General features: G+C 70.7%; 22 protein-coding genes. 14 read left to right on the forward strand and 8 right to left on the reverse strand.

Features of this window, described 5'->3' with window-relative positions; translation table 11 throughout:
• Together J2X68_RS35305 and tkt are read right to left on the reverse strand one after the other, a co-directional pair.
• The coding region (locus J2X68_RS35305) for a transaldolase family protein (protein ID WP_310436691.1) at positions 1 to 308 on the reverse strand (308 nt) is incomplete at its 3' end.
• Positions 309 to 341: 33 nt separating this feature from the next.
• A complete protein-coding gene (gene tkt / locus J2X68_RS35310) occupies positions 342 to 2429 on the reverse strand; it encodes a transketolase (protein ID WP_310436692.1) in 2088 nt (695 codons plus the stop codon).
• Positions 2430 to 2820: 391 nt separating this feature from the next.
• Between tkt and J2X68_RS35315 the strand changes: the two genes are divergently transcribed.
• The 4 genes from J2X68_RS35315 (at position 2821) to J2X68_RS35330 (ending at position 6129) form a co-directional block, all read left to right on the forward strand.
• Positions 2821 to 3738: a heme o synthase gene (locus J2X68_RS35315; protein WP_310436693.1), complete on the forward strand. Its 918-nt coding sequence runs from the start codon at positions 2821 to 2823 to the stop codon at positions 3736 to 3738.
• 87 nt (positions 3739 to 3825) lie between these two features.
• Positions 3826 to 4182 (forward strand): hypothetical protein, encoded by a 357-nt coding sequence (locus J2X68_RS35320; protein ID WP_310436694.1) that lies wholly within the window; start codon positions 3826 to 3828, stop codon positions 4180 to 4182.
• A 75-nt stretch (positions 4183 to 4257) separates the two neighbouring features.
• Positions 4258 to 5364 carry an amidohydrolase family protein gene (locus J2X68_RS35325; protein WP_310436695.1) on the forward strand — a complete coding sequence of 369 codons (1107 nt, stop codon included), beginning with the start codon at positions 4258 to 4260 and terminating at the stop codon, positions 5362 to 5364.
• An 18-nt stretch (positions 5365 to 5382) separates the two neighbouring features.
• Positions 5383 to 6129, forward strand: coding sequence for a nucleotidyltransferase (locus J2X68_RS35330; RefSeq protein ID WP_310436696.1), 747 nt, complete (start codon positions 5383 to 5385; stop codon positions 6127 to 6129).
• A gap of 12 nt (positions 6130 to 6141) precedes the next feature.
• Here the strand turns inward: J2X68_RS35330 and J2X68_RS35335 are convergent, their stop codons facing one another.
• The 4 genes from J2X68_RS35335 to J2X68_RS35350 all read right to left on the reverse strand — a co-directional run bounded on the left by J2X68_RS35335 (position 6142) and on the right by J2X68_RS35350 (position 9784).
• On the reverse strand, positions 6142 to 7152 hold the full coding sequence (locus J2X68_RS35335) for a COX15/CtaA family protein (RefSeq protein WP_310436697.1): 1011 nt from the start codon (positions 7150 to 7152) through the stop codon (positions 6142 to 6144).
• Positions 7153 to 7205: 53 nt separating this feature from the next.
• Positions 7206 to 7976: an ABC transporter permease gene (locus J2X68_RS35340; protein ID WP_310436698.1), complete on the reverse strand. Its 771-nt coding sequence runs from the start codon at positions 7974 to 7976 to the stop codon at positions 7206 to 7208.
• Positions 7976 to 8896 (reverse strand): ABC transporter ATP-binding protein, encoded by a 921-nt coding sequence (locus J2X68_RS35345; protein ID WP_310436699.1) that lies wholly within the window; start codon positions 8894 to 8896, stop codon positions 7976 to 7978. Before J2X68_RS35345 ends, J2X68_RS35340 begins: the two co-directional genes overlap by 1 nt.
• Positions 8897 to 8983: 87 nt before the next feature.
• On the reverse strand, positions 8984 to 9784 hold the full coding sequence (locus J2X68_RS35350; protein ID WP_310436700.1) for an AAC(3) family N-acetyltransferase: 801 nt from the start codon (positions 9782 to 9784) through the stop codon (positions 8984 to 8986).
• Between the two features lie 183 nt (positions 9785 to 9967).
• Between J2X68_RS35350 and J2X68_RS35355 the strand changes: the two genes are divergently transcribed.
• The 8 genes from J2X68_RS35355 to J2X68_RS35390 are packed head-to-tail and all read left to right on the forward strand — an operon-like array spanning position 9968 to position 16559.
• Positions 9968 to 10711, forward strand: coding sequence for a metalloregulator ArsR/SmtB family transcription factor (locus J2X68_RS35355; protein WP_310436701.1), 744 nt, complete (start codon positions 9968 to 9970; stop codon positions 10709 to 10711).
• Positions 10708 to 12129, forward strand: coding sequence for a Fe-S cluster assembly protein SufB (sufB, locus tag J2X68_RS35360; protein WP_031057584.1), 1422 nt, complete (start codon positions 10708 to 10710; stop codon positions 12127 to 12129). The genes J2X68_RS35355 and sufB overlap by 4 nt, the downstream gene beginning before the upstream one ends.
• 55 nt (positions 12130 to 12184) lie before the next feature.
• On the forward strand, positions 12185 to 13402 hold the full coding sequence (gene sufD / locus J2X68_RS35365; protein WP_310436702.1) for a Fe-S cluster assembly protein SufD: 1218 nt from the start codon (positions 12185 to 12187) through the stop codon (positions 13400 to 13402).
• Positions 13402 to 13719, forward strand: coding sequence for a non-heme iron oxygenase ferredoxin subunit (locus tag J2X68_RS35370; protein WP_020130534.1), 318 nt, complete (start codon positions 13402 to 13404; stop codon positions 13717 to 13719). The genes sufD and J2X68_RS35370 overlap by 1 nt, the downstream gene beginning before the upstream one ends.
• 7 nt (positions 13720 to 13726) lie before the next feature.
• Positions 13727 to 14491 (forward strand): Fe-S cluster assembly ATPase SufC, encoded by a 765-nt coding sequence (gene sufC / locus J2X68_RS35375; protein WP_062649693.1) that lies wholly within the window; start codon positions 13727 to 13729, stop codon positions 14489 to 14491.
• The gene (locus J2X68_RS35380) at positions 14488 to 15744 is read left to right on the forward strand and encodes a cysteine desulfurase (protein WP_310436703.1); all 1257 of its coding nucleotides are present in this window, start codon (positions 14488 to 14490) and stop codon (positions 15742 to 15744) included. Before sufC ends, J2X68_RS35380 begins: the two co-directional genes overlap by 4 nt.
• A gap of 18 nt (positions 15745 to 15762) precedes the next feature.
• Entirely contained in the window at positions 15763 to 16230 is a 468-nt protein-coding gene (gene sufU, locus J2X68_RS35385) for a Fe-S cluster assembly sulfur transfer protein SufU (RefSeq protein WP_310436704.1), read from the forward strand.
• Positions 16227 to 16559: a metal-sulfur cluster assembly factor gene (locus J2X68_RS35390; protein WP_062649699.1), complete on the forward strand. Its 333-nt coding sequence runs from the start codon at positions 16227 to 16229 to the stop codon at positions 16557 to 16559. Before sufU ends, J2X68_RS35390 begins: the two co-directional genes overlap by 4 nt.
• Positions 16560 to 16631: 72 nt before the next feature.
• Here the strand turns inward: J2X68_RS35390 and J2X68_RS35395 are convergent, their stop codons facing one another.
• On the reverse strand, positions 16632 to 17471 hold the full coding sequence (locus J2X68_RS35395) for an AbfB domain-containing protein (protein WP_310436705.1): 840 nt from the start codon (positions 17469 to 17471) through the stop codon (positions 16632 to 16634).
• A 372-nt stretch (positions 17472 to 17843) separates the two neighbouring features.
• Between J2X68_RS35395 and J2X68_RS35400 the strand changes: the two genes are divergently transcribed.
• Together J2X68_RS35400 and J2X68_RS35405 are read left to right on the forward strand one after the other, a co-directional pair.
• On the forward strand, positions 17844 to 18164 hold the full coding sequence (locus tag J2X68_RS35400) for a multidrug efflux SMR transporter (RefSeq protein WP_310436706.1): 321 nt from the start codon (positions 17844 to 17846) through the stop codon (positions 18162 to 18164).
• Entirely contained in the window at positions 18164 to 18811 is a 648-nt protein-coding gene (locus J2X68_RS35405; protein WP_310436707.1) for a TetR family transcriptional regulator, read from the forward strand. The genes J2X68_RS35400 and J2X68_RS35405 overlap by 1 nt, the downstream gene beginning before the upstream one ends.
• Here J2X68_RS35405 and J2X68_RS35410 read toward each other — a convergent pair.
• On the reverse strand, positions 18756 to 19664 hold the full coding sequence (locus J2X68_RS35410; protein WP_310436708.1) for a winged helix-turn-helix transcriptional regulator: 909 nt from the start codon (positions 19662 to 19664) through the stop codon (positions 18756 to 18758). The genes J2X68_RS35405 and J2X68_RS35410 overlap by 56 nt on opposite strands.
• Positions 19665 to 19666 lie beyond the last annotated feature (2 nt).

Genomic DNA, 19666 nt, shown 5'->3' on the forward strand with positions numbered 1-19666 from the left:
TCCTGGCCGCCGGTGGCGTCGAAGACCGGGCGCAGGATGTCGGCGGCGTCGCGGACGTCCGCCGTCGTGATCATGCGGATGGCCTCTTCGACGGTGACCTTGCGGGCGGCGAGGTCCGACAGCTGCTGGTCGTAGCCGTCGCCCTGCGAGATCGCCTTCTGGAAGATCGACGGGTTGGTGGTGACGCCCACGACGTGCTGCTGGTCGATCAGTTCGGCCAGGTTGCCGGACGTGATCCGCTTGCGCGACAGGTCGTCCAGCCAGATCGCGACGCCTTCTTCGGAGAGGCGCTTGAGTGCGTCTGTCATGGAATTACATCTCCTACGTGTCGTATGTGAGCGTCAGCGCTGGGCGGCGGCGAGGGATTCCCGGGCCTTGTCGGCCACGTTCTCCGCAGTGAAGCCGTACTCCTGGAAGAGGACCTTGCCATCGGCGGAAGCACCGAAGTGCTCCAGGGAAACGATGCGGCCGGCGTCCCCGACGTACTTGTGCCAGGTGAGACCGATACCCGCCTCGACCGAGACGCGGGCCCGGACGGACGGAGGCAGGACGCTCTCCCGGTACCCCTGGTCCTGCTCCTCGAACCACTCCACGGACGGCATGGACACCACGCGGGTGGGCACCCCGTCGGCTTCCAGCAGCTCGCGCGCCTCGACGGCGACGTGCACCTCGGAGCCGGTCGCGATGAGAAGCACCTCGGGCGTGCCCGTGGAGGCCTCGAACAGGACGTAGCCGCCCTTGGCCGCGTTCTCGTCGGGCTCGTAGGTCGGCACGCCCTGGCGGGTGAGGACCAGACCGTGCGGGGCGCCCTTGCCGAAGACCTTCGTCCAGCGCTTGAGGATCTCGCGCCAGGCGATCGCCGTCTCGTTGGCGTCGGCCGGGCGGACGATGTTCAGGCCCGGGATGGCGCGCAGCGAGGCCAGGTGCTCGACCGGCTGGTGCGTCGGGCCGTCCTCGCCGAGGCCGATGGAGTCGTGCGTCCACACGTAGGTGACCGGCACGTGCATCAGCGCGGACAGCCGCACCGCGTTGCGCATGTAGTCGGAGAACACGAGGAACGTGCCGCCGTAGATGCGGGTGTTGCCGTGCAGGGCGATGCCGTTCATCTCCGCGGCCATGGAGTGCTCGCGGATGCCGAAGTGCACGGTGCGGCCGTACGGGCTCGCCTCGGGCAGCGGGTTGCCCTCGGGCAGGAACGACGACGTCTTGTCGATCGTCGTGTTGTTGGAGCCCGCGAGGTCGGCGGAGCCGCCCCACAGCTCGGGGATGACCGCGCCGAGCGCCTGGAGGACCTTGCCGGACGCGGCACGGGTGGCGACGCCCTTGCCGGGCTCGAAGACCGGGAGCTTCTCCTCCCAGCCGGCGGGCAGCTCGCCCGCGGCGACGCGCTCGAACTCGGCGGCGCGGTCGGGGTTGTTGTCCCGCCACTGCTGGAACGACTTCTCCCAGACGGCGCGGGCCGCCTGCCCACGCTCCAGGGCGCCGCGGGTGTGGGCGATGACCTCGTCCGCGACCTCGAAGGACTTCTCCGGGTCGAAGCCGAGGACGCGCTTGGTGGCCGCGACCTCGTCGTCGCCGAGCGCCGACCCGTGGGCGGCCTCGGTGTTCTGGGCGTTCGGCGCGGGCCAGGCGATGATCGAGCGCATCGCGATGAAGGACGGCTTGTCCGTCACCTGCTTCGCGGCCTCGATCGCGTCGTAGAGGGCGTGCGGGTCCAGGTCGCCGTCCGGCTTGGGGGCGACCCGCTGCACGTGCCAGCCGTACGCCTCGTAGCGCTTGACGGTGTCCTCGGAGACGGCCGTCTCGGTGTCGCCCTCGATCGAGATGTGGTTGTCGTCCCACAGCAGGATCAGGTTGCCGAGCTTCTGGTGACCGGCCAGCGAGGACGCCTCGGCGGAGATGCCCTCCTGCAGGCAGCCGTCACCGGCGATCGCGTAGACGAAGTGGTCGAACGGCGACTCGCCGTCCGGGGTCTCCGGGTCGAACAGACCGCGCTCGTAGCGGGCGGCCATCGCCATGCCCACGGCGTTCGCGACACCCTGGCCCAGCGGGCCGGTCGTCGTCTCGACGCCCGTGGTGTGGCCGTACTCCGGGTGGCCCGGCGTCTTCGAACCCCAGGTGCGGAAGGCCTTCAGGTCGTCCAGCTCCAGGCCGAAGCCGGCCAGGTACAGCTGGGTGTAGAGCGTCAGGGACGAGTGGCCCGCGGACAGCACGAAGCGGTCGCGGCCGACCCAGTCGGCGTCCGCCGGGTCGTGCCGCATCACCTTCTGGAAGAGGGTGTAGGCGGCAGGCGCCAGGCTCATCGCCGTACCGGGATGGCCGTTGCCGACCTTCTGTACGGCGTCGGCGGCCAGGACGCGGGCGGTGTCCACCGCCCGCTGGTCCAACTCGGTCCACTCGAGGTCTGTGGTGGTCGGCTTGGTGCTCACCCTGGGTCAGGGCTCCTCTCCACATGTCACGCATGTCGAATGCCGGTGCACGCGGCGCCCACCGGCCGTTGTCGAGCCTACCCCCGTGAGAACGCGCATTTTTTCGAGTCATTCCAGACTGCCGGGAGACTTGGTGATCCGCCTCCCGACCGGTGTGTTCCCTGTTCGGCAAGTGAATACGGAGCCGCTCGTACGAGTGCTCAACAGAGTGGCCACCGGCTCTTCCGCAGGCGCGGTCCAACACGACCCCACCCCCGCGAATGCCGGGGTCTGGGCAACGTCTACAGTGGCGTGGTACGCGCGAGCCTTTACCCCGCATTCACACGGGGAGGCTTGCTGGGAGTCTCTGTCAGGGGTGTGCGTGACGGCCGTTGAATCCCGTCCAGTGGGGATGATCGGGACGAGCCAGAGCCCGAGCCGGCGGCCGTTCGGGGCCCGGGTCAAGGCGTTCGTGGCGCTGACCAAGCCGCGGATCATCGAGCTGCTGCTGATCACCACCGTCCCGGTGATGTTCCTGGCGCAGCAGGGTGTTCCGGACCTCGGCCTGGTGGTCCTGACCTGCCTCGGTGGCTATCTGTCCGCGGGCGGCGCCAACGCGCTGAACATGTACATCGACCGCGACATCGACGCGCTGATGGACCGCACCTCGCAGCGCCCGCTGGTGACCGGCATGGTCAGCCCGCGTGAATGTCTCGCCTTCGGCATCACCCTCGCGGTGGTCTCCACACTGCTGTTCGGTCTGACCGTCAACTGGCTGTCGGCCTGGCTCGCCCTCGGCGCTCTCCTCTTCTACGTCGTCGTCTACACGATGATCCTCAAGCGGCGTACCTCGCAGAACATCGTGTGGGGCGGCATCGCCGGCTGCATGCCGGTGCTGATCGGCTGGTCGGCCGTGACGAACTCGGTGTCCTGGGCGCCGGTCGTCCTCTTCCTCGTCATGTTCTTCTGGACGCCGCCGCACTACTGGCCGCTGTCCATGAAGGTCAAGGACGACTACGCGCGCGTGGGCGTGCCGATGCTGCCGGTCGTCGCCTCCAACAAGACCGTCGCCAAGCAGATCGTCCTCTACAGCTGGGTGATGGTCGCCGTCTCGCTGCTGCTGACCCCGCTGGGCTACACCGGGTGGTTCTACACCTCGGTCGCGCTGCTGGCCGGCGGCTGGTGGCTGTGGGAGGCGCACGCGCTCCAGAACCGCGCGAAGGCGGAGGCCACGGGCGGGAAGCTCAAGGAGATGCGGCTGTTCCACTGGTCCATCACCTATGTGTCGCTGCTGTTCGTGGCGGTCGCGGTGGACCCCTTCCTGCGCTGAGCGGAACGGCCGACGGCCGGGGCGCGTGGTCAACACCACGCACCCCGGCCGTCGCCGTTCGAACTACCCGTCGGTAGCATCCTGGCCATGGCAGACACCCAGCAGGTTGACGAGACCGCCGACGTCAAGCAGGCCGCGAAGGCCGAGCGCAGGGCCACCCGGCTCGCCAAGCAGATCAGCGCCTTCGCCGGGCAGCACGGCGGGGCCGAGGGCCAGATCGCGTACATCGGCGAGCGCGGCGCCCGTATCGTCCTGGTCGGCGAGGACGGCGGCTGGGGCGACCTGGTGGCCCCCTCGGTCGCCGTCGCCGAGCTGGCCGTCGGGAAGGCCGGCATCACCGTGCACGAGACCTTCGACGGCGAGTTCGCGGCGAAGGTGAAGACCGGGCCGTACGAGTGGACGCGGATGGCCGGAATCCAGGTCGGCGGACCGAAGAACGGCTGAACAGCAACAACCTGACACCCCGGTCACCCGTTAGGACCCGTAGGAACCACGTGGTCCGTCTCCCGGGGAGTCCGGATGATCGAAACGCCGTCCTTGGTGGACCAGTACTGCCATGGCGTCCTGAGAACGGAACTGGGCCTCGGCACCTTCGAGGCCCAGCTCGCGCGCACCGAGGGCCCGCCGGCCCCGGGCACGACGCTGTTCGACACCCAGACCGGCTTCGCGGTACGCCGCTGGTGCCCTCCGCTCCTCGGTCTGGAACCGCACGCGCCGCCCGCCCAATACCTCGCCCGGCGTCGTGAACTCGGCGTACTGGAAGCGGGCCGCCGGCTGCTGCGCGGCAGCGGCATCACGACGTACCTGGTCGACACCGGCCTGCCCGGCGATCTCACCGGGCCGGGCGAGCTCGCCTCGGCGGGCGCCGCCGAGGCGCGCGAGATCGTGCGGCTGGAGCCCCTCGCCGAACAGGTCGCCGACACCTCCGGCACCGTCGACTCCTTCCTCGCCAACCTCGCCGAGTCGGTCCACGGGGCGGCCGCCGGCGCCGTGGCCTTCGCCTCCGTGGCGGGCGTCAGACACGGCCTCGCCCTCGCGCCCGAGCCGCCCGGGCCGGGGGAGGTGCGGGGCGCGGCGGGCCGCTGGCTGGCGGGCCGCAGGGTCGGCGGCGAGCTGAGCGACCCGGTGCTGCTGCGCCACCTGCTGTGGATCGCCGTCGCCTCGGGGCTGCCCCTCCAGCTGCACGCCGGACTCGGCGAGCCGGGGGCGCGCGTCGACCGCACCGACCCGGTCCTGCTGACGGACTTCGTGCGGGCCACGGCCGGGCTCGGCACCGACCTCGTCCTGCTGCACGGCTACCCCTACCACCGGCACGCCGCCCACCTCGCGGGCGTCTTCCCGCACGTGTACGCCGACTCCGGCGCCGCGCTGGTGCGGACCGGCGCGCGCGCCGCGACGATCCTCGCCGAGATCCTGGAACTGGCCCCCTTCGGCAAGATCCTCTTCTCCAGCGGGGCCGGGGGACTGCCCGAGCTGCACGTGGTCGGGGCGCGGCTGTTCCGCGAGGCTCTGGCGCGGGTGCTCGGCAGCTGGGTCGTGGAGGGTGCGTGGTCGCCGACGGACGCGCAACGGGTGGCGGGGCTGATCGCGGCGGGCAACGCGCGCCGGGTGTACGGGCTCGGCTGAGATGGACAGACTGGGCGCATGACGAGCCGCACGGAAGCATTACTGGACCGTTTCCTCGCCGGCCTCCAGGCGCTGGACCCCGTCGCCGTATGGGCCCACGGGTCGCTGGCCGGGGGCGACTACCAGGAGGGCCGCAGCGATCTGGACCTCATCGCGGTCCTGACGGGGCCCGTCACACCGCGCGCGGTGTGGCACCTGGGTCTGCTGCACGCCCGCCTGCGCCACCGGCCGCTCGCCCCGCTGCTGCACTGCACGTACCTCACCCCCGACCGGACGGCCGACCCGCAGCGGCGGCACCTCACCTGGGCGCACGGCCGGCTGTTCCGGCGGACGGTCACCCCGGTCACCCGGCGTGAACTGCACGACTTCGGCCAGGTGCGGTACGGCAGGCCGCCCGGCGCGCTGCTGCCGCCCGTACCGGACCGCGCGCTCCGCGACTTCGTCGTGCGCGACCAGCGGGACTTCTGGCGGCCCGCCGTCGACAAGAGCCACCTGTGGCATCAGGACGTCTGGGTCGATCTGGGGCTGCTGACCTTCGCGCGGGCGACGGTGACCGTGCGGGACGGACGGCTCGTGTCCAAGCGGGAGGCCCTCGACGAGCTGCCCGCCATGGGGGCGCCGTCGGAGGTCGTGGCGGACATCGCGCGGCGCCGCTACGACCAGGGGGACGGGCCGTCCGACGCGGGGTGGCCGGCCCGCCGCGCCGAGCTGACCCGGGACTACCTCGGGCCCGCCATCGACGGGCTGGTCACCTCGTACGCGTGAGCGACGGGTGATTCACGCGCGCGTGCCGACCGTGGCCTCGGCCGCCGGGCCCGGCAGGTCGACCGTCGCCTCCGGGCGCTCGCGCAGCGTCAGCAGGACGCGCAGCACCGCGATCCACACCAGGCACGAGCCCAGCATGTGCAGCCCGACCAGGGCCTCGGGAAGGTCCGTGAAGTACTGGACGTACCCGATGAGGCCCTGCCCGAGCAGCACCAGGAACAGGTCCCGGGTGCGGTCCAGCGGGTTCTTCGGCGCGTCCACCGCCTTGAGGATGAACCACAGGGCGAAGGTCAGCGTCACCACGATCCAGGCGAGGACGGCGTGCAGCTTGGCGACCGTCTCCCAGTCCAGCGGCATCCGCTCGACCTCGCTGGAGTCACCGGCGTGCGGGCCCGCGCCGGTCACCACCGTGCCGACGGCGATGAGCAGCGTCGAGGCGACGACCAGGAACCACACCAGCTGCTGCACCGGCTTGCCGACCAGCGGCCGGGGCTCCCCGTCGCCCTCCCGGGCGCGCTGCCACATCACCGTGGCGACCGAGAGGAGCGCCGTGGCGGCCAGGAAGTGCGCGGCGACCGTGTAGGGGTTGAGGCCGACGAGCACCACGATCCCGCCGAGCACGGCGTTGCTCATCACCAGCCAGAACTGCGCCCAGCCCAGCCGGGTCAGGCTCCGCCGGCGCGGCTTCTCGGAGCGCGCGGCGATGATCGCCCAGCCGACGGCCGCGCACAGCACGTACGTCAGCATGCGGTTGCCGAACTCGATGGCGCCGTGGACGCCCATCGCGCCGGTCGCGGTCAGCGAGTCGTCGGTGCACTTGGGCCAGGTCGGGCAGCCCAGGCCGGAGCCCGTGAGCCGTACGGCACCGCCGGTGACCACGATGACCACCGACATCACGAGGGGGTACAGCGCCGCCCGCTGAACGGTCCGGCGGGCGGGGGTCCAGCGTTCGGCGATGAAGGCGAGCGGGTTGCGCACGGCGGCTACGGCGTCGGCACGGGTCACGTTTGGCACGCGTCCCATCGTAGGCGTCCGCTTGTGCACGCGTTCACGAGGGTCCCGGTCCACGCGTCCGGCTACTCCCAGCGGAAGAACCGGCCGGCCGCCGCGAGGCCCACGACCGCCCACACCGCCAGGATCCCGAGGTCGCCCCAGGGCATGCCCGCGCCGTGCTGGAGGACGTCCCGCAGCCCGTCGGAGAGGGCCGTGACGGGCAGCAGGCCGAGCACGTCCTGGGCGCCGGACGGGAACTTGTCGAGCGGGACGATGACCCCGCCGCCCACCAGCAGGAGCAGGAAGACCAGGTTGGCCGCGGCCAGCGTCGCCTCCGCCTTCAGGGTGCCCGCCATCAGCAGGCCGAGCCCCGAGAACGCGGCCGTGCCGAGCAGCAGGAGCAGCAGGACGGCCACCGGGTTGCCGTGCGGGTTCCAGCCGAGGGCGAAGGCGATCGCCGTCAGCAGGATCACCTGGAGGATCTCCGTGACCAGCACCGACAGCGTCTTCGCCGCCATCAGGCCCCAGCGGGGCAGGGGGGAGGAGGCGAGCCGCTTCAGCACCCCGTAACGCCGCTCGAAGCCGGTCGCGATGGCCTGGCCGGTGAAGGCCGTCGACACCACGGCGAGCGCCAGGATGCCGGGCGCGAGGAAGTCCACCGCCTCGCCCGCGCCGGTGTCGATGATGTCCACGCTGCTGAACAGCACCAGCAGCAGGGTGGGGATGACGACGGTGAGCAGCAGCTGCTCACCGTTGCGCAGCAGCATCTTCGTCTCCAGCACCGCCTGCGCCGCGATCATGCGGGACAGCGGAGCCGCGCCGGGCCGGGGGGTGTAGGTGCCCGTGGCGGTCATCAGCGCAGCTCCTTGCCGGTGAGTTCGAGGAAGACGTCCTCCAGGGTGTGCCGTTCGACCGAGATCCGGTCCGGCATCACCCCGTGCTGCGCGCACCACGAGGTGACCGTCGCGAGCAGCTGCGGGTCGACCTTGCCCAGCACCCGGTAGGAGCCGGGGGTGAGCTCGGCGGCCGAGCTGTCGGCGGGCAGGGCCTTGAGCAGGGAGGTCACGTCGAGGCCGGGCCGGCCGGTGAAGCGCAGGGTGTTCTCGGCGCCGCCGCGGCACAGCTCCTCGGGGGAGCCCTGGGCGATGACCCGGCCCGCGTCGATGATCGCGACGTCGTCGGCGAGCTGCTCGGCCTCGTCCATGTAGTGGGTGGTCAGGATGACGGAGACCCCGTCGGCGCGCAGGTCCCGGACGAGTTCCCAGGTGGCGCGGCGGGCCTGCGGGTCGAGACCGGCCGTCGGCTCGTCCAGGAACACCAGCTCCGGGCGTCCGACGACGGCCATCGCCAGCGCGAGCCGCTGCTGCTGGCCGCCGGAGAGCCGGCGGTACGTCGTCCGGCCGCAGGAGCCGAGGCCGAGACGCTCGACGAGGGCGTCGACGTCCAGCGGATGGGCGTGCAGTCCGGCCACGTGCCGGAGCATCTCACCGGCCCGGGCGCCGGAGTACACGCCTCCCGACTGGAGCATCACGCCGATCCGGGGACGCAGGTCGGAGGCCTGTCTCTGCGGGTCGAGCCCGAGGACGCGCACCGTGCCGCCGTCCGGCCTGCGGTATCCCTCGCAGGTCTCGACGGTGGTCGTCTTGCCGGCGCCGTTGGGTCCGAGGACGGCGGTGACGCCCGCCCGCGCCGTCAGGTCGAGGCCGTTCACCGCGGTCTTCGTGCCGTACCGCTTCACCAGGGCCTCGACCCGGACGACAGGCTCACTTCGCATGGCTCAAGAGTCTAGGTTCGCGGGTGGGGGCTCGGACCGGGGGGTGCGCCAACCGGCCATGTGCGACGGCGGCCGGGGAGGGCGGATTCAGCATTCCTCCTCGCGGGACCGGTGCAGCGGCAGCCAGCGCTGCGCGTAGGCCACGGCGTCCGCGACCGGAAACAGCCGTGCCTCCGCCGCCCCGACGGTCCCCCGGACGACGTCGCGGTCGCGTTCGAAGTCATGGCCCAGCTCGTCGAAGCGATGGGAGTCGATCGACACCTCGGTCACCACCTCCCAGGTTCCGTCGGGCCCCGGCCGTCCCACCTCGACGAGCGGGGCCGGGATGCGGTACTCGGCCAGGTGGAAGCTGGTGCAGGTGGCGTAGCCGGCGCCCAGCAGCAGGACCCGCGCCCCCGCCTTCTCCAGCCGGGCCAGCGGGCTGCGCTCGCCGAGCCGGCAGTCGGGGGCGTGCCCCTCGACCAGCTCCGCGGCCCGCGCCCCGAGCGCCGCGAACGAGGTCTGCGGGTGGGCGCTGCGCAGGGCGCCGGGCCAGGTGCGGACGGTCTCCGGGATCACTCCGACGCCCAGCGCGGGGGTGATGAGGGGGTCGTAGGCGGGCATGGTCGCCCGGATCCGCGCCCACCAGTCGGCGGGGACCGGCGGATTGCTCCACAGCGCCGGGTCGGAGAGGTCGCCGGACTGGGCCGGGACCACCAGAGTGCCGTCCGGGCCGATCGCGTCGAGAAGTCCCCGCACGACCGCGACGGCGCCTCCGCAGACCCAGCCGAGCGAACTCAGCGAGGAGTGCACGAGGAGGATTTCTCCGGGTTCGACACCCAGCGCGCGAAGCTCCGCGGCGAGGGTGTCGCGGGTGACAAGTGGGCCGGTGGGAGGGGGTGTGGGCATGGTCCGGCAGTGTCCTGGAAGGGGGCCGCGGAGGCCAGCGTTTTTCTCGCGCCGCGATCCTCGCCCGATCGATCAAAGATCGTTTCCGCAGGTCAGATTAGGTATGCCTAAGTGACGCAGGGCACCGCCGGCCGATCCGGACGCGGCTTGCCTGCCTCTGAGGAATTACGCAACAATGGCGTTGTGAAAAACGTCGGCGAGGCTCGGGAGACCCCCACGGGGAACCCCCAGGAGGAGATCGCGACCGGTGAGCGCTCCACGCGCAACCGGGTCGCGCGGTCCATCCTGGACCACGGGCCGTCGACCGTCGCCGAGCTGGCCGGCCGGCTGGGCCTCACCCAGGCCGCCGTGCGCCGCCACCTCGACGCGCTGGTCGCCGACGACATCGTGGCGGCCCGCGAGCAGCGGGTGTACGGAGCACGGACGCGCGGGCGCCCCGCCAAGGCCTTCGCCCTCACCGACTGCGGCCGTGACGCCTTCGACCAGTCCTACGACAAGCTCGCCGCGGACGCCCTGAGCTGGATCCAGGAGCGCTTCGGCGGGGACGAGGCCGTCGTGGCCTTCGCCCGCGCCCGGATCGCCGAGCAGGCCGCCGGATACCGCGCGGCGATCGAGGCGGCCGCTCCCGAGGAGCGGACCGAAGCCCTGGCCAAGGCCCTGAGCGCGGACGGGTACGCTGCTACGGCGCGCAGCGCACCGGTCGGCGAGCAGCTGTGCCAGCACCACTGCCCCGTCGCCCATGTCGCCGAGAAGTTCCCGCAGCTCTGCGAGGCGGAGACCGAGTTCTTCTCCCAGCTGCTCGGGACGCACGTCCAGCGGCTGGCGACCATCGCCCACGGCGACGGCGTCTGCACGACGTTCATCCCCAAAGTTTCCACAGCCACCCACAACGCATCTGCAAGCACGGCCGGGAGGAACCCCGCATGACTCTCCCCACGGAGACTGCCCACCCCGAACTCGAGGGTCTGGGTAAGTACGAATACGGCTGGGCCGACTCCGACACGGCCGGCGCCTCTGCGAAGCGCGGCATCAACGAGGACGTCGTCCGCGACATCTCGGCCAAGAAGTCCGAGCCGGAGTGGATGACGAAGCTGCGCCTCAAGGGCCTGCGGCTCTTCGACAAGAAGCCGATGCCCAACTGGGGCTCGGACCTGTCGGGCATCGACTTCGACAACATCAAGTACTTCGTGCGCTCCACGGAGAAGCAGGCGGAGTCCTGGGAGGACCTGCCCGAGGACATCAAGAACACGTACGACAAGCTCGGCATCCCGGAGGCGGAGAAGCAGCGCCTCGTCGCCGGTGTCGCGGCCCAGTACGAGTCCGAGGTCGTCTACCACCAGATCCGTGAGGACCTGGAGGAGCAGGGCGTCATCTTCCTCGACACGGACACCGCGCTCAAGGAGCACCCGGAGCTCTTCAAGGAGTACTTCGGCACCGTCATCCCGGTCGGCGACAACAAGTTCGCGTCGCTGAACACCGCGGTGTGGTCCGGCGGGTCCTTCATCTACGTGCCGAAGGGCGTGCACGTGGAGATCCCGCTCCAGGCCTACTTCCGCATCAACACGGAGAACATGGGCCAGTTCGAGCGGACCCTGATCATCGTCGACGAGGGCGCCTACGTGCACTACGTCGAGGGTTGTACGGCCCCGATCTACAAGTCGGACTCGCTGCACAGCGCCGTGGTCGAGATCATCGTCAAGAAGAACGCCCGCTGCCGTTACACGACCATCCAGAACTGGTCGAACAACGTCTACAACCTGGTCACCAAGCGCGCCGTGGCGTACGAGGGCGCGACCATGGAGTGGATCGACGGCAACATCGGCTCCAAGGTGACGATGAAGTACCCGGCCGTCTACCTGATGGGCGAGCACGCCAAGGGCGAGACCCTCTCCATCGCCTTCGCGGGCGAGGGCCAGCACCAGGACGCCGGCTCCAAGATGGTCCACATGGCGCCGAACACGTCGTCCAACATCGTGTCGAAGTCCGTCGCGCGCGGCGGCGGCCGGACGTCCTACCGCGGTCTCGTCGAGATCGGCGAGGGCGCCCACGGCTCCAAGTCCAACGTGCTGTGCGACGCGCTGCTCGTCGACACCATCTCCCGCTCCGACACGTACCCCTACGTGGACGTCCGCGAGGACGACGTGTCCATGGGCCACGAGGCGACCGTCTCCAAGGTCTCCGAGGACCAGCTCTTCTACCTGATGAGCCGTGGTCTGAGCGAGTTCGAGGCGATGGCGATGATCGTGCGCGGCTTCGTCGAGCCCATCGCGAAGGAACTGCCGATGGAGTACGCCCTCGAGCTCAACCGGCTGATCGAGCTCCAGATGGAGGGCGCGGTCGGCTGACCGACCGCCGTCCCCGTCAAGCCACTCACGCAAGAAAGCGAGCAGACCGACAGCCATGGCTGAGGCTCAGAACTCCCCCACCCTCGAATCCGCACGGGCGGGGGGACCCCTGCCCGTCGGCTCCACCACCGCGGGCCAGATCGCGGTGGCCGCCGAGTCGACCGTCGCCACGCGCATGAGCGCGCCCGCGTCCTTCGACGTCGCGGACTTCCCGGTTCCGCACGGTCGCGAGGAGGAGTGGCGGTTCACGCCGCTCGAGCGGCTGCGCGGGCTGCACGACGGCACCGCCGTCGCGACCGGCGAGGGCGTGAAGGTCGCCGTCGAGGCGCCCGAGGGCGTCACCGTCGAACTCGTGGACCGTGACGACCCGCGCCTCGGCCGGGCCGGCACCCCGGTGGACCGGATCGCCGCCCAGGCGTACTCCGCGTTCGAGAAGGCCGGCGTGGTCACCGTCCCCAAGGAGACGGTGCTCACCGAGCCGATCCGCATCTCGGTGCACGGCGAGGGCGGGGTGTCCTACGGCCACCAGGTCGTCGAGCTCGGCGCCTTCGCCGAGGCCGTCGTCGTCATCGACCACACCGGTGACGCCGTCGTCGCCGCCAACGTCGACTACGTCCTCGGCGACGGCGCGAAGCTGACCGTCGTCTCCGTCCAGGACTGGGACGACAAGGCCGTGCACGTGGCCCAGCACAACGCCCTCGTCGGCCGTGACGCGACCTTCAAGTCGGTCGTGGTGACCTTCGGCGGCGATCTCGTCCGCCTCCACCCGCGCGTGGCGTACGCAGGCCCCGGCGCCGAGGCCGAGCTGTTCGGTCTGTACTTCACGGACGCCGGTCAGCACCAGGAGCACCGCCTCCTGGTCGACCACAACGTCCCGCACTGCAAGTCCAACGTCGTCTACAAGGGCGCCCTGCAGGGCGAGGGCGCGCACGCCGTGTGGATCGGTGACGTGCTCATCGAGGCCAAGGCCGAGGGCACCGACACCTACGAGATGAACCGCAACCTCGTCCTCACGGACGGCGCGCGCGTCGACTCGGTGCCGAACCTGGAGATCGAGACCGGCGAGATCGTCGGCGCCGGGCACGCCTCCGCGACCGGCCGCTTCGACGACGAGCAGCTGTTCTACCTGATGGCCCGCGGCATCCCGGCCGACGAGGCCCGTCGCCTGGTGGTCCGCGGCTTCTTCGCCGAGCTGGTCCAGCAGATCGGTGTCGACGACATCGAGGAGCGCCTGCTCGCCAGGATCGAGACCGAGCTGGAGGCCACCGTCTGATGGCCTACGTACGCGCCTGCGGGCTGAGCGAGCTCGAGGAGGACACTCCGACGCGGGTGGAACTCGACGGCACGCCGGTCTCGGTCGTCCGTACCGAGGGGGAGGTGTTCGCCATCCACGACATCTGCTCCCACGCGAACGTCTCGCTCTCCGAGGGCGAGGTGGAGGACTGTCAGATCGAGTGCTGGCTGCACGGCTCCAGCTTCGACCTCCGCACCGGCAAGCCGTCCGGCCTTCCCGCGACGCGCCCCGTCCCCGTATACCCCGTAAAGATCGAAGGGGACGACGTGCTCGTCTCCCTCACCCAGGAGTCCTGAGGCACCCATGGCAACGCTTGAAATCCGAGACCTGCACGTCACCGTCGAGGCCGACAACGCCACGAAGGAGATCCTCAAGGGCGTCGACCTCACCGTGAAGCAGGGCGAGACGCACGCCATCATGGGCCCGAACGGCTCCGGCAAGTCGACGCTCGCCTACTCCCTCGCGGGCCACCCGAAGTACACGATCACCGGCGGCACCGTGCTGCTCGACGGCGAGGACGTCCTGGAGATGTCCGTCGACGAGCGCGCCCGCGCGGGCCTGTTCCTCGCCATGCAGTACCCGGTCGAGGTCCCCGGCGTCTCCGTGTCGAACTTCCTGCGCACCTCCGCCACCGCCATCCGCGGCGAGGCCCCCAAGCTGCGCACCTGGGTGAAGGAGGTCAAGGAGGCCATGGAGCGCCTCAACATGGACACCTCCTTCGCCGAGCGCAACGTCAACGAGGGCTTCTCCGGCGGTGAGAAGAAGCGCCACGAGATCCTCCAGCTGGAGCTGCTCCGCCCGAAGGTCGCGATCCTCGACGAGACGGACTCCGGTCTGGACGTCGACGCCCTGCGCATCGTCTCCGAGGGCGTCAACCGCGTCCGCGAGACCGGTGAGGTCGGCACGCTGCTGATCACGCACTACACGCGCATCCTGCGCTACATCAAGCCCGACTTCGTCCACGTCTTCTCGGCCGGCCGCATCGTCGAGTCCGGCGGCGCCGAGCTCGCCGACAAGCTGGAGAACGAGGGCTACGAGGCATACACGAAGGGTGGCGTATCCGCGTGACACAGCTGCCGGGCCTCCTCGACACCGAGGCGATCCGCAAGGACTTCCCCATCCTGGACCGGCAGGTCCACGACGGGCGGAAGCTCGTGTACCTGGACAACGCGGCGACCTCGCAGAAGCCGCGCCAGGTGCTGGACGCCCTGAACGAGTACTACGAGCGCTACAACGCCAACGTCCACCGCGGTGTGCATGTGCTCGCCGAGGAGGCCACGGCGCTGTACGAGGGCGCGCGCGACAAGGTCGCCGCGTTCATCAACGCGCCGAGCCGCGACGAGGTGATCTTCACCAAGAACGCCTCCGAGTCGCTCAACCTCGTGGCGAACATGCTCGGCTGGGCCGACGAGCCCTACCGGGTCGACTCCGAGACCGAGATCGTCATCACGGAGATGGAGCACCACTCCAACATCGTGCCGTGGCAGCTGCTCTCGCAGCGCACCGGCGCGAAGCTGAAGTGGTTCGGCCTGACCGACGACGGCCGGCTCGACCTGTCGAACATCGACGAGATCATCACCGAGAAGACGAAGATCGTCTCCTTCGTGCTGGTGTCGAACATCCTCGGCACCGTGAACCCGGTCGAGGCGATAGTGCGCCGTGCGCAGGAGGTCGGGGCCCTGGTCCTGATCGACGCCTCGCAGGCCGCGCCGCACATGCCGATGGACGTACAGGCGCTCCAGGCCGACTTCGTGGCCTTCACCGGCCACAAGATGTGCGGCCCGACCGGCATCGGCGTCCTCTGGGGCCGCCAGGAGCTGCTCGAGGACCTGCCCCCGTTCCTCGGCGGCGGCGAGATGATCGAGACGGTGTCGATGCACTCGTCGACGTATGCCCCGGCGCCCCACAAGTTCGAGGCGGGCACCCCGCCGATCGCGCAGGCGGTCGGTCTGGGCGCGGCCATCGACTACCTGTCCTCGATCGGCATGGACAAGATCCTCGCCCACGAGCACGCCATCACCGAGTACGCGGTGCGGCGCCTCAGCGAGGTTCCCGGCCTGCGGATCATCGGTCCGGCGACGGCCGAGGACCGGGGCGCGGCGATCTCCTTCACGCTCGGCGACATCCACCCGCACGACGTGGGCCAGGTGCTGGACGAACAGGGCATCGCGGTCCGCGTGGGTCACCACTGCGCCCGGCCCGTCTGCCTGCGCTACGGAATTCCCGCGACCACACGAGCGTCGTTCTACCTGTACTCCACGCCGGCCGAGATCGACGCTCTGGTCGACGGTCTGGAGCACGTACGGAACTTCTTCGGCTGAGGGGCGTGAGCTGAGACCGTGAAGCTGGACTCGATGTACCAGGAAGTCATCCTGGACCACTACAAGCACCCGCACGGGCGTGGTCTGCGCGACGGCGACGCCGAGGTGCACCATGTGAACCCCACCTGCGGCGACGAGATCACCCTCCGTGTGAAGTACGACGGCACGAGGATCGAGGACGTCAGCTACGAGGGCCAGGGCTGCTCCATCAGCCAGGCCAGCGCCTCCGTCCTGAACGACCTGCTGGTCGGCAAGGATCTGGCCGAGGCGCAGAAGATCCAGGAGACCTTCCTGGAGCTGATGCAGTCCAAGGGCAGGATCGAGCCCGACGACGCGATGGAGGAGGTGCTGGAGGACGCGATCGCGTTCGCCGGCGTCTCCAAGTATCCGGCCCGGGTGAAGTGCGCCCTCCTCAGCTGGATGGCGTGGAAGGACGCGACGGCCCAGGCCCTGGGCGGAGCCGACGCCGAAAGGAAGACGGCATGACCGAGACCGTTGAGATGAAGCCGGCCTCCGAGGAGGAGGTCCGCGAGGCGCTGTACGACGTCGTCGACCCCGAACTGGGCATCGACGTCGTCAACCTCGGGCTGATCTACGGCATCCACATCGACGACGCGAACATCGCGACGATCGACATGACCCTGACCTCGGCGGCCTGTCCGCTGACGGACGTGATCGAGGACCAGGCGAAGTCCGCCACGGACGGCCTGGTCAACGAACTGCGCATCAACTGGGTCTGGATGCCGCCGTGGGGCCCGGACAAGATCACGGACGACGGCCGCGAGCAGCTGCGCGCGCTCGGGTTCAACGTCTGAGATCCGCCCGAGCCTTTCCCCGCACGTGAAAGCGGCGGCACCCCCACCGGGTGCCGCCGCTTTCGCATGCGCTCAGGCCAGGCCGTCCACCAGGGTGAAGGAGAAGTCCTCGCGCGACGCGGAGCCGTGGCCGTACGCGTCCAGGCGCAGCACGAAGTTCTTGTGCCGCAGGAAGCGCCCGGGGTAGTTCACCGACTCCAGCATGACCGCGCCGGAGGACCGGGAGGACGGGACGGCGCAGAAGGTGGCGTCCTGCTCGAACAGGGCCGAGCCGTCGTCGCGCTCGGCGCGCAGGACGAAGTCGCGGTGGCGCAGGTACGTCCCGTCGGCCGTGACGAAGGTGGAGCAGGAGCGGTCGGCCAGACCCTGCACGACGGTGAAGGTGGAGTCCGCGCGGGACTCCGAGCCGCCGACCTGGTCGAGTTTCACCAGGCCGCCGCTCACGTGCCAGTAGCGGTCGGGGTAGTTGACCGAGCGGACCGAGCGCCGGACCGAGGCCGGCTCCGGAGCCGGCTGCGTCGTCGTCGACGAGGCGGACGGCCCGGCCGGGGCGTGGGGCGTCGCACTGCCCTGGGTACCGGGGGAGGCGGAGGCCTTCGGCGACGCGGACGCGGACGCGGGTGTGCTCTTCTTCCCCGTCGGTGTCGCCGACGCGCTCGCGGAGGGGGTGGCGAAGGAGATCAGGCCGCCCCCCGTCTCCTCGTCCGACATCGTCTGTCCCCCACGCGCGTCCGACGTGTCGTCAACAGGCTTGTCGTTCATGGCGATCGCGGTCACGCACGCGACGATGGTGGCCACGGCGAGACCGCCGGCCAGCCAGAGGCGCCGTGTTCCGGGTGCCCGGGAGGTGTCCGGGGCCCAGCCGCTCTCCCAGGGCTGTTCCTGAGGGGGCCGGGACTTGTTGTCTGGCATGCGCTGTTCCTCCAGCGGCGTCCCTGACGGCGGCCGCGGCTGCGATGACCCGGTGTGTGAACGGTGAAACAGTAGTGGAACCTGTGGCTCACGTTCATCCGTTTGGGCGAGCGCTTTCCATAACGCTTTCGACTTCCCGGCGCCAACCCCTCCGGCTTCGCGGCGACTTGGGGGGACTTGGGGTGAGGGGGCGACGGGGCGCGGGCGACGGGGGAGGGGAGCCGGGCAGGGGACGCGGGTCGGGAGCGGCCGGGGATGCGGGTCGGGGGCGGATGGGGACGCGGGCGGGGGAGCAGCGTGCGGGGAGTCGGGCGCGGCAACGGCAGGCCTCGATGTGTACAGGTGTACGTATCGCTGTGTACGCTCGTACACATGGGATACCTGACGCTCGCCGGCGCCATCGCCGCCGAGGTGGCCGCGACGACGGCCATGAAGTACAGCGACGGCTTCAGCAGGCTCTGGCCGTCGCTGCTGACGGCCTGCGGCTACGTCGTCTCCTTCCTGCTCCTCGCCCAGACCCTCAAGACCGTCGGCATCGGCACGGCGTACGCGATCTGGGCCGGCGTCGGCACCGCGGCCATCGCCGTCATAGGGCTGGCCCTGTTCGGGGAGTCCCTGACGCTCACCAAGGTCCTCGGGATCCTGCTGATCGTCGGGGGAGTGGTCGTCCTGAACCTGGGAGGTGCGCACTGATGCCCCGGCGCCACGACCCCGAGCGGCGGCAGCGGATCATCGACGCGGCGATCCGGGTCGTCGGGGAGAAGGGGCTGGCCGGGCTGACCCACCGCTCGGTCGCCGCCGAGGCGGACGTACCCCTCGGTTCCACCACCTACCACTTCGCCACGCTCGACGAACTGATGATCGCCGCCCTGCGCCAGGCCAACGAGGGCTTCGCCAAAGCGGTCGCGGCGCACGGCGGGCTGACGGACACCCGCCTCGACCTGCCGGCCGAACTGGCCGGAATGCTCGGCGAATGGCTGGCCGGCGAGCGCACCGGCGTCGAGCTGGAGTACGAGCTGTACCTGGCCGCGCTGCGGCGGCCCGCGCTGCGCCCGGTGGCCGCCGAGTGGGCCGAGGACCTCGCCGCCCTCCTCGCCGGACACGTCGACCCGCTCACCGCACGCGCGCTGGTCGCGCTGATGGACGGGATCTGTCTCCAGGTGCTGCTGACGGACACGCCCTACGACGAGGAGTACGCGCGAGAAGCGCTGACCCGGCTCATCCCCACCGCGTCCGGCCCCACCGCGTCCGGCCCCACCGCCTCGCCAGGCTCCTCGGCCGCTCCTACCCCCGATTCCCCTCCGGGTCGGCGTCCTCGGCCAGGCGCCGGACGACGCTGAGCGCCTCCTCGACGCTTCCCGCCACGTCCGTCACCGGATACTGCACGTGCCGCACGACCCGTTCCCGGTCCACGACCAGGGTCAGCCGTTTCAGCCGGCTCGCCCCCGCCGCCCGGAACGTCGGCAGCCGCAGCGCGGTGATCAACGTCAACTCGGCGTCGGACAGCAGCGGAAAGCCCAGTCGCTCCTCCCGTGCGAACGCGCGCTGCTCGTCCGGGCGTTGGGTGGACACCCCGTGCACCGCCGCGCCCGCCCCGCGGAACGCGGCGAACCGGTCGCGGTAGGTGCGGGACTCCAGCGTGCAGCCCGGGGTGCCCGGGATGTCCGTCCAGCCCGGCGGGTAGGCGTCGGGGCGGGCGTAGGCGCCGGGGAAGCAGTAGAGGACGGTGTGGAGCGCGTCGTCGGCGACCGGGTCGCGCGGCGTTCCGTGGTCGTCGACCAGCCGGACACCGGGCAGCCGGGTGCCGGTCAGCGCGTGCACGCGCCGGGCCTCAGCGGACGCCTGCTCGGTCGTGGCCGTGGTGCCGCCGTCGCCCAGGACCCAGGCGTCGCCCCAGTCCTGGAGGGCGACCAGGACGGGCAGCAGGGCCCGGCCGCGCGGGGTGAGACGGTACTCGTGGCGCACCGGGCGCTCCTGGTACGGCACCCGCGCGAGCACCTCCGCCTCGACGAGCAGCCGCAGCCGCTCGGTCAACACCTTCCGGGACAGACCGAGTTCACGCTGGAACTCGTCGAAGCGGTGCACGCCGCGCGCGGCGTCGCGGACGATCAGCAGGGTCCACCAGTCCCCGACGACGTCCAGCGCCTGCGCGATGGCGCAGCCGGAATCCTCCAGGCTCGTCCTGCGGGCCATGG

Source organism: Streptomyces sp. 3330 (assembly GCF_031456635.1).
GTDB lineage: Bacteria > Actinomycetota > Actinomycetes > Streptomycetales > Streptomycetaceae > Streptomyces.

Coding starts and splice junctions, on each gene's coding strand:
- sufC (WP_062649693.1), top strand. CDS start 13,727: ATGGCAACGCTTGAAATCCGAGACCTGCACGTCACCGTCGAGGCCGAC.
- J2X68_RS35405 (WP_310436707.1), top strand. CDS start 18,164: ATGCCCCGGCGCCACGACCCCGAGCGGCGGCAGCGGATCATCGACGCG.
- J2X68_RS35410 (WP_310436708.1), bottom strand. CDS start 19,664: ATGGCCCGCAGGACGAGCCTGGAGGATTCCGGCTGCGCCATCGCGCAG.
- J2X68_RS35370 (WP_020130534.1), top strand. CDS start 13,402: ATGGCCTACGTACGCGCCTGCGGGCTGAGCGAGCTCGAGGAGGACACT.
- J2X68_RS35335 (WP_310436697.1), bottom strand. CDS start 7,152: ATGGGACGCGTGCCAAACGTGACCCGTGCCGACGCCGTAGCCGCCGTG.
- J2X68_RS35350 (WP_310436700.1), bottom strand. CDS start 9,784: ATGCCCACACCCCCTCCCACCGGCCCACTTGTCACCCGCGACACCCTC.
- J2X68_RS35345 (WP_310436699.1), bottom strand. CDS start 8,896: ATGCGAAGTGAGCCTGTCGTCCGGGTCGAGGCCCTGGTGAAGCGGTAC.
- J2X68_RS35400 (WP_310436706.1), top strand. CDS start 17,844: ATGGGATACCTGACGCTCGCCGGCGCCATCGCCGCCGAGGTGGCCGCG.
- sufB (WP_031057584.1), top strand. CDS start 10,708: ATGACTCTCCCCACGGAGACTGCCCACCCCGAACTCGAGGGTCTGGGT.
- J2X68_RS35390 (WP_062649699.1), top strand. CDS start 16,227: ATGACCGAGACCGTTGAGATGAAGCCGGCCTCCGAGGAGGAGGTCCGC.
- J2X68_RS35320 (WP_310436694.1), top strand. CDS start 3,826: ATGGCAGACACCCAGCAGGTTGACGAGACCGCCGACGTCAAGCAGGCC.
- J2X68_RS35395 (WP_310436705.1), bottom strand. CDS start 17,471: ATGCCAGACAACAAGTCCCGGCCCCCTCAGGAACAGCCCTGGGAGAGC.
- sufD (WP_310436702.1), top strand. CDS start 12,185: ATGGCTGAGGCTCAGAACTCCCCCACCCTCGAATCCGCACGGGCGGGG.
- J2X68_RS35315 (WP_310436693.1), top strand. CDS start 2,821: ATGATCGGGACGAGCCAGAGCCCGAGCCGGCGGCCGTTCGGGGCCCGG.
- J2X68_RS35330 (WP_310436696.1), top strand. CDS start 5,383: ATGACGAGCCGCACGGAAGCATTACTGGACCGTTTCCTCGCCGGCCTC.
- J2X68_RS35325 (WP_310436695.1), top strand. CDS start 4,258: ATGATCGAAACGCCGTCCTTGGTGGACCAGTACTGCCATGGCGTCCTG.
- J2X68_RS35340 (WP_310436698.1), bottom strand. CDS start 7,976: ATGACCGCCACGGGCACCTACACCCCCCGGCCCGGCGCGGCTCCGCTG.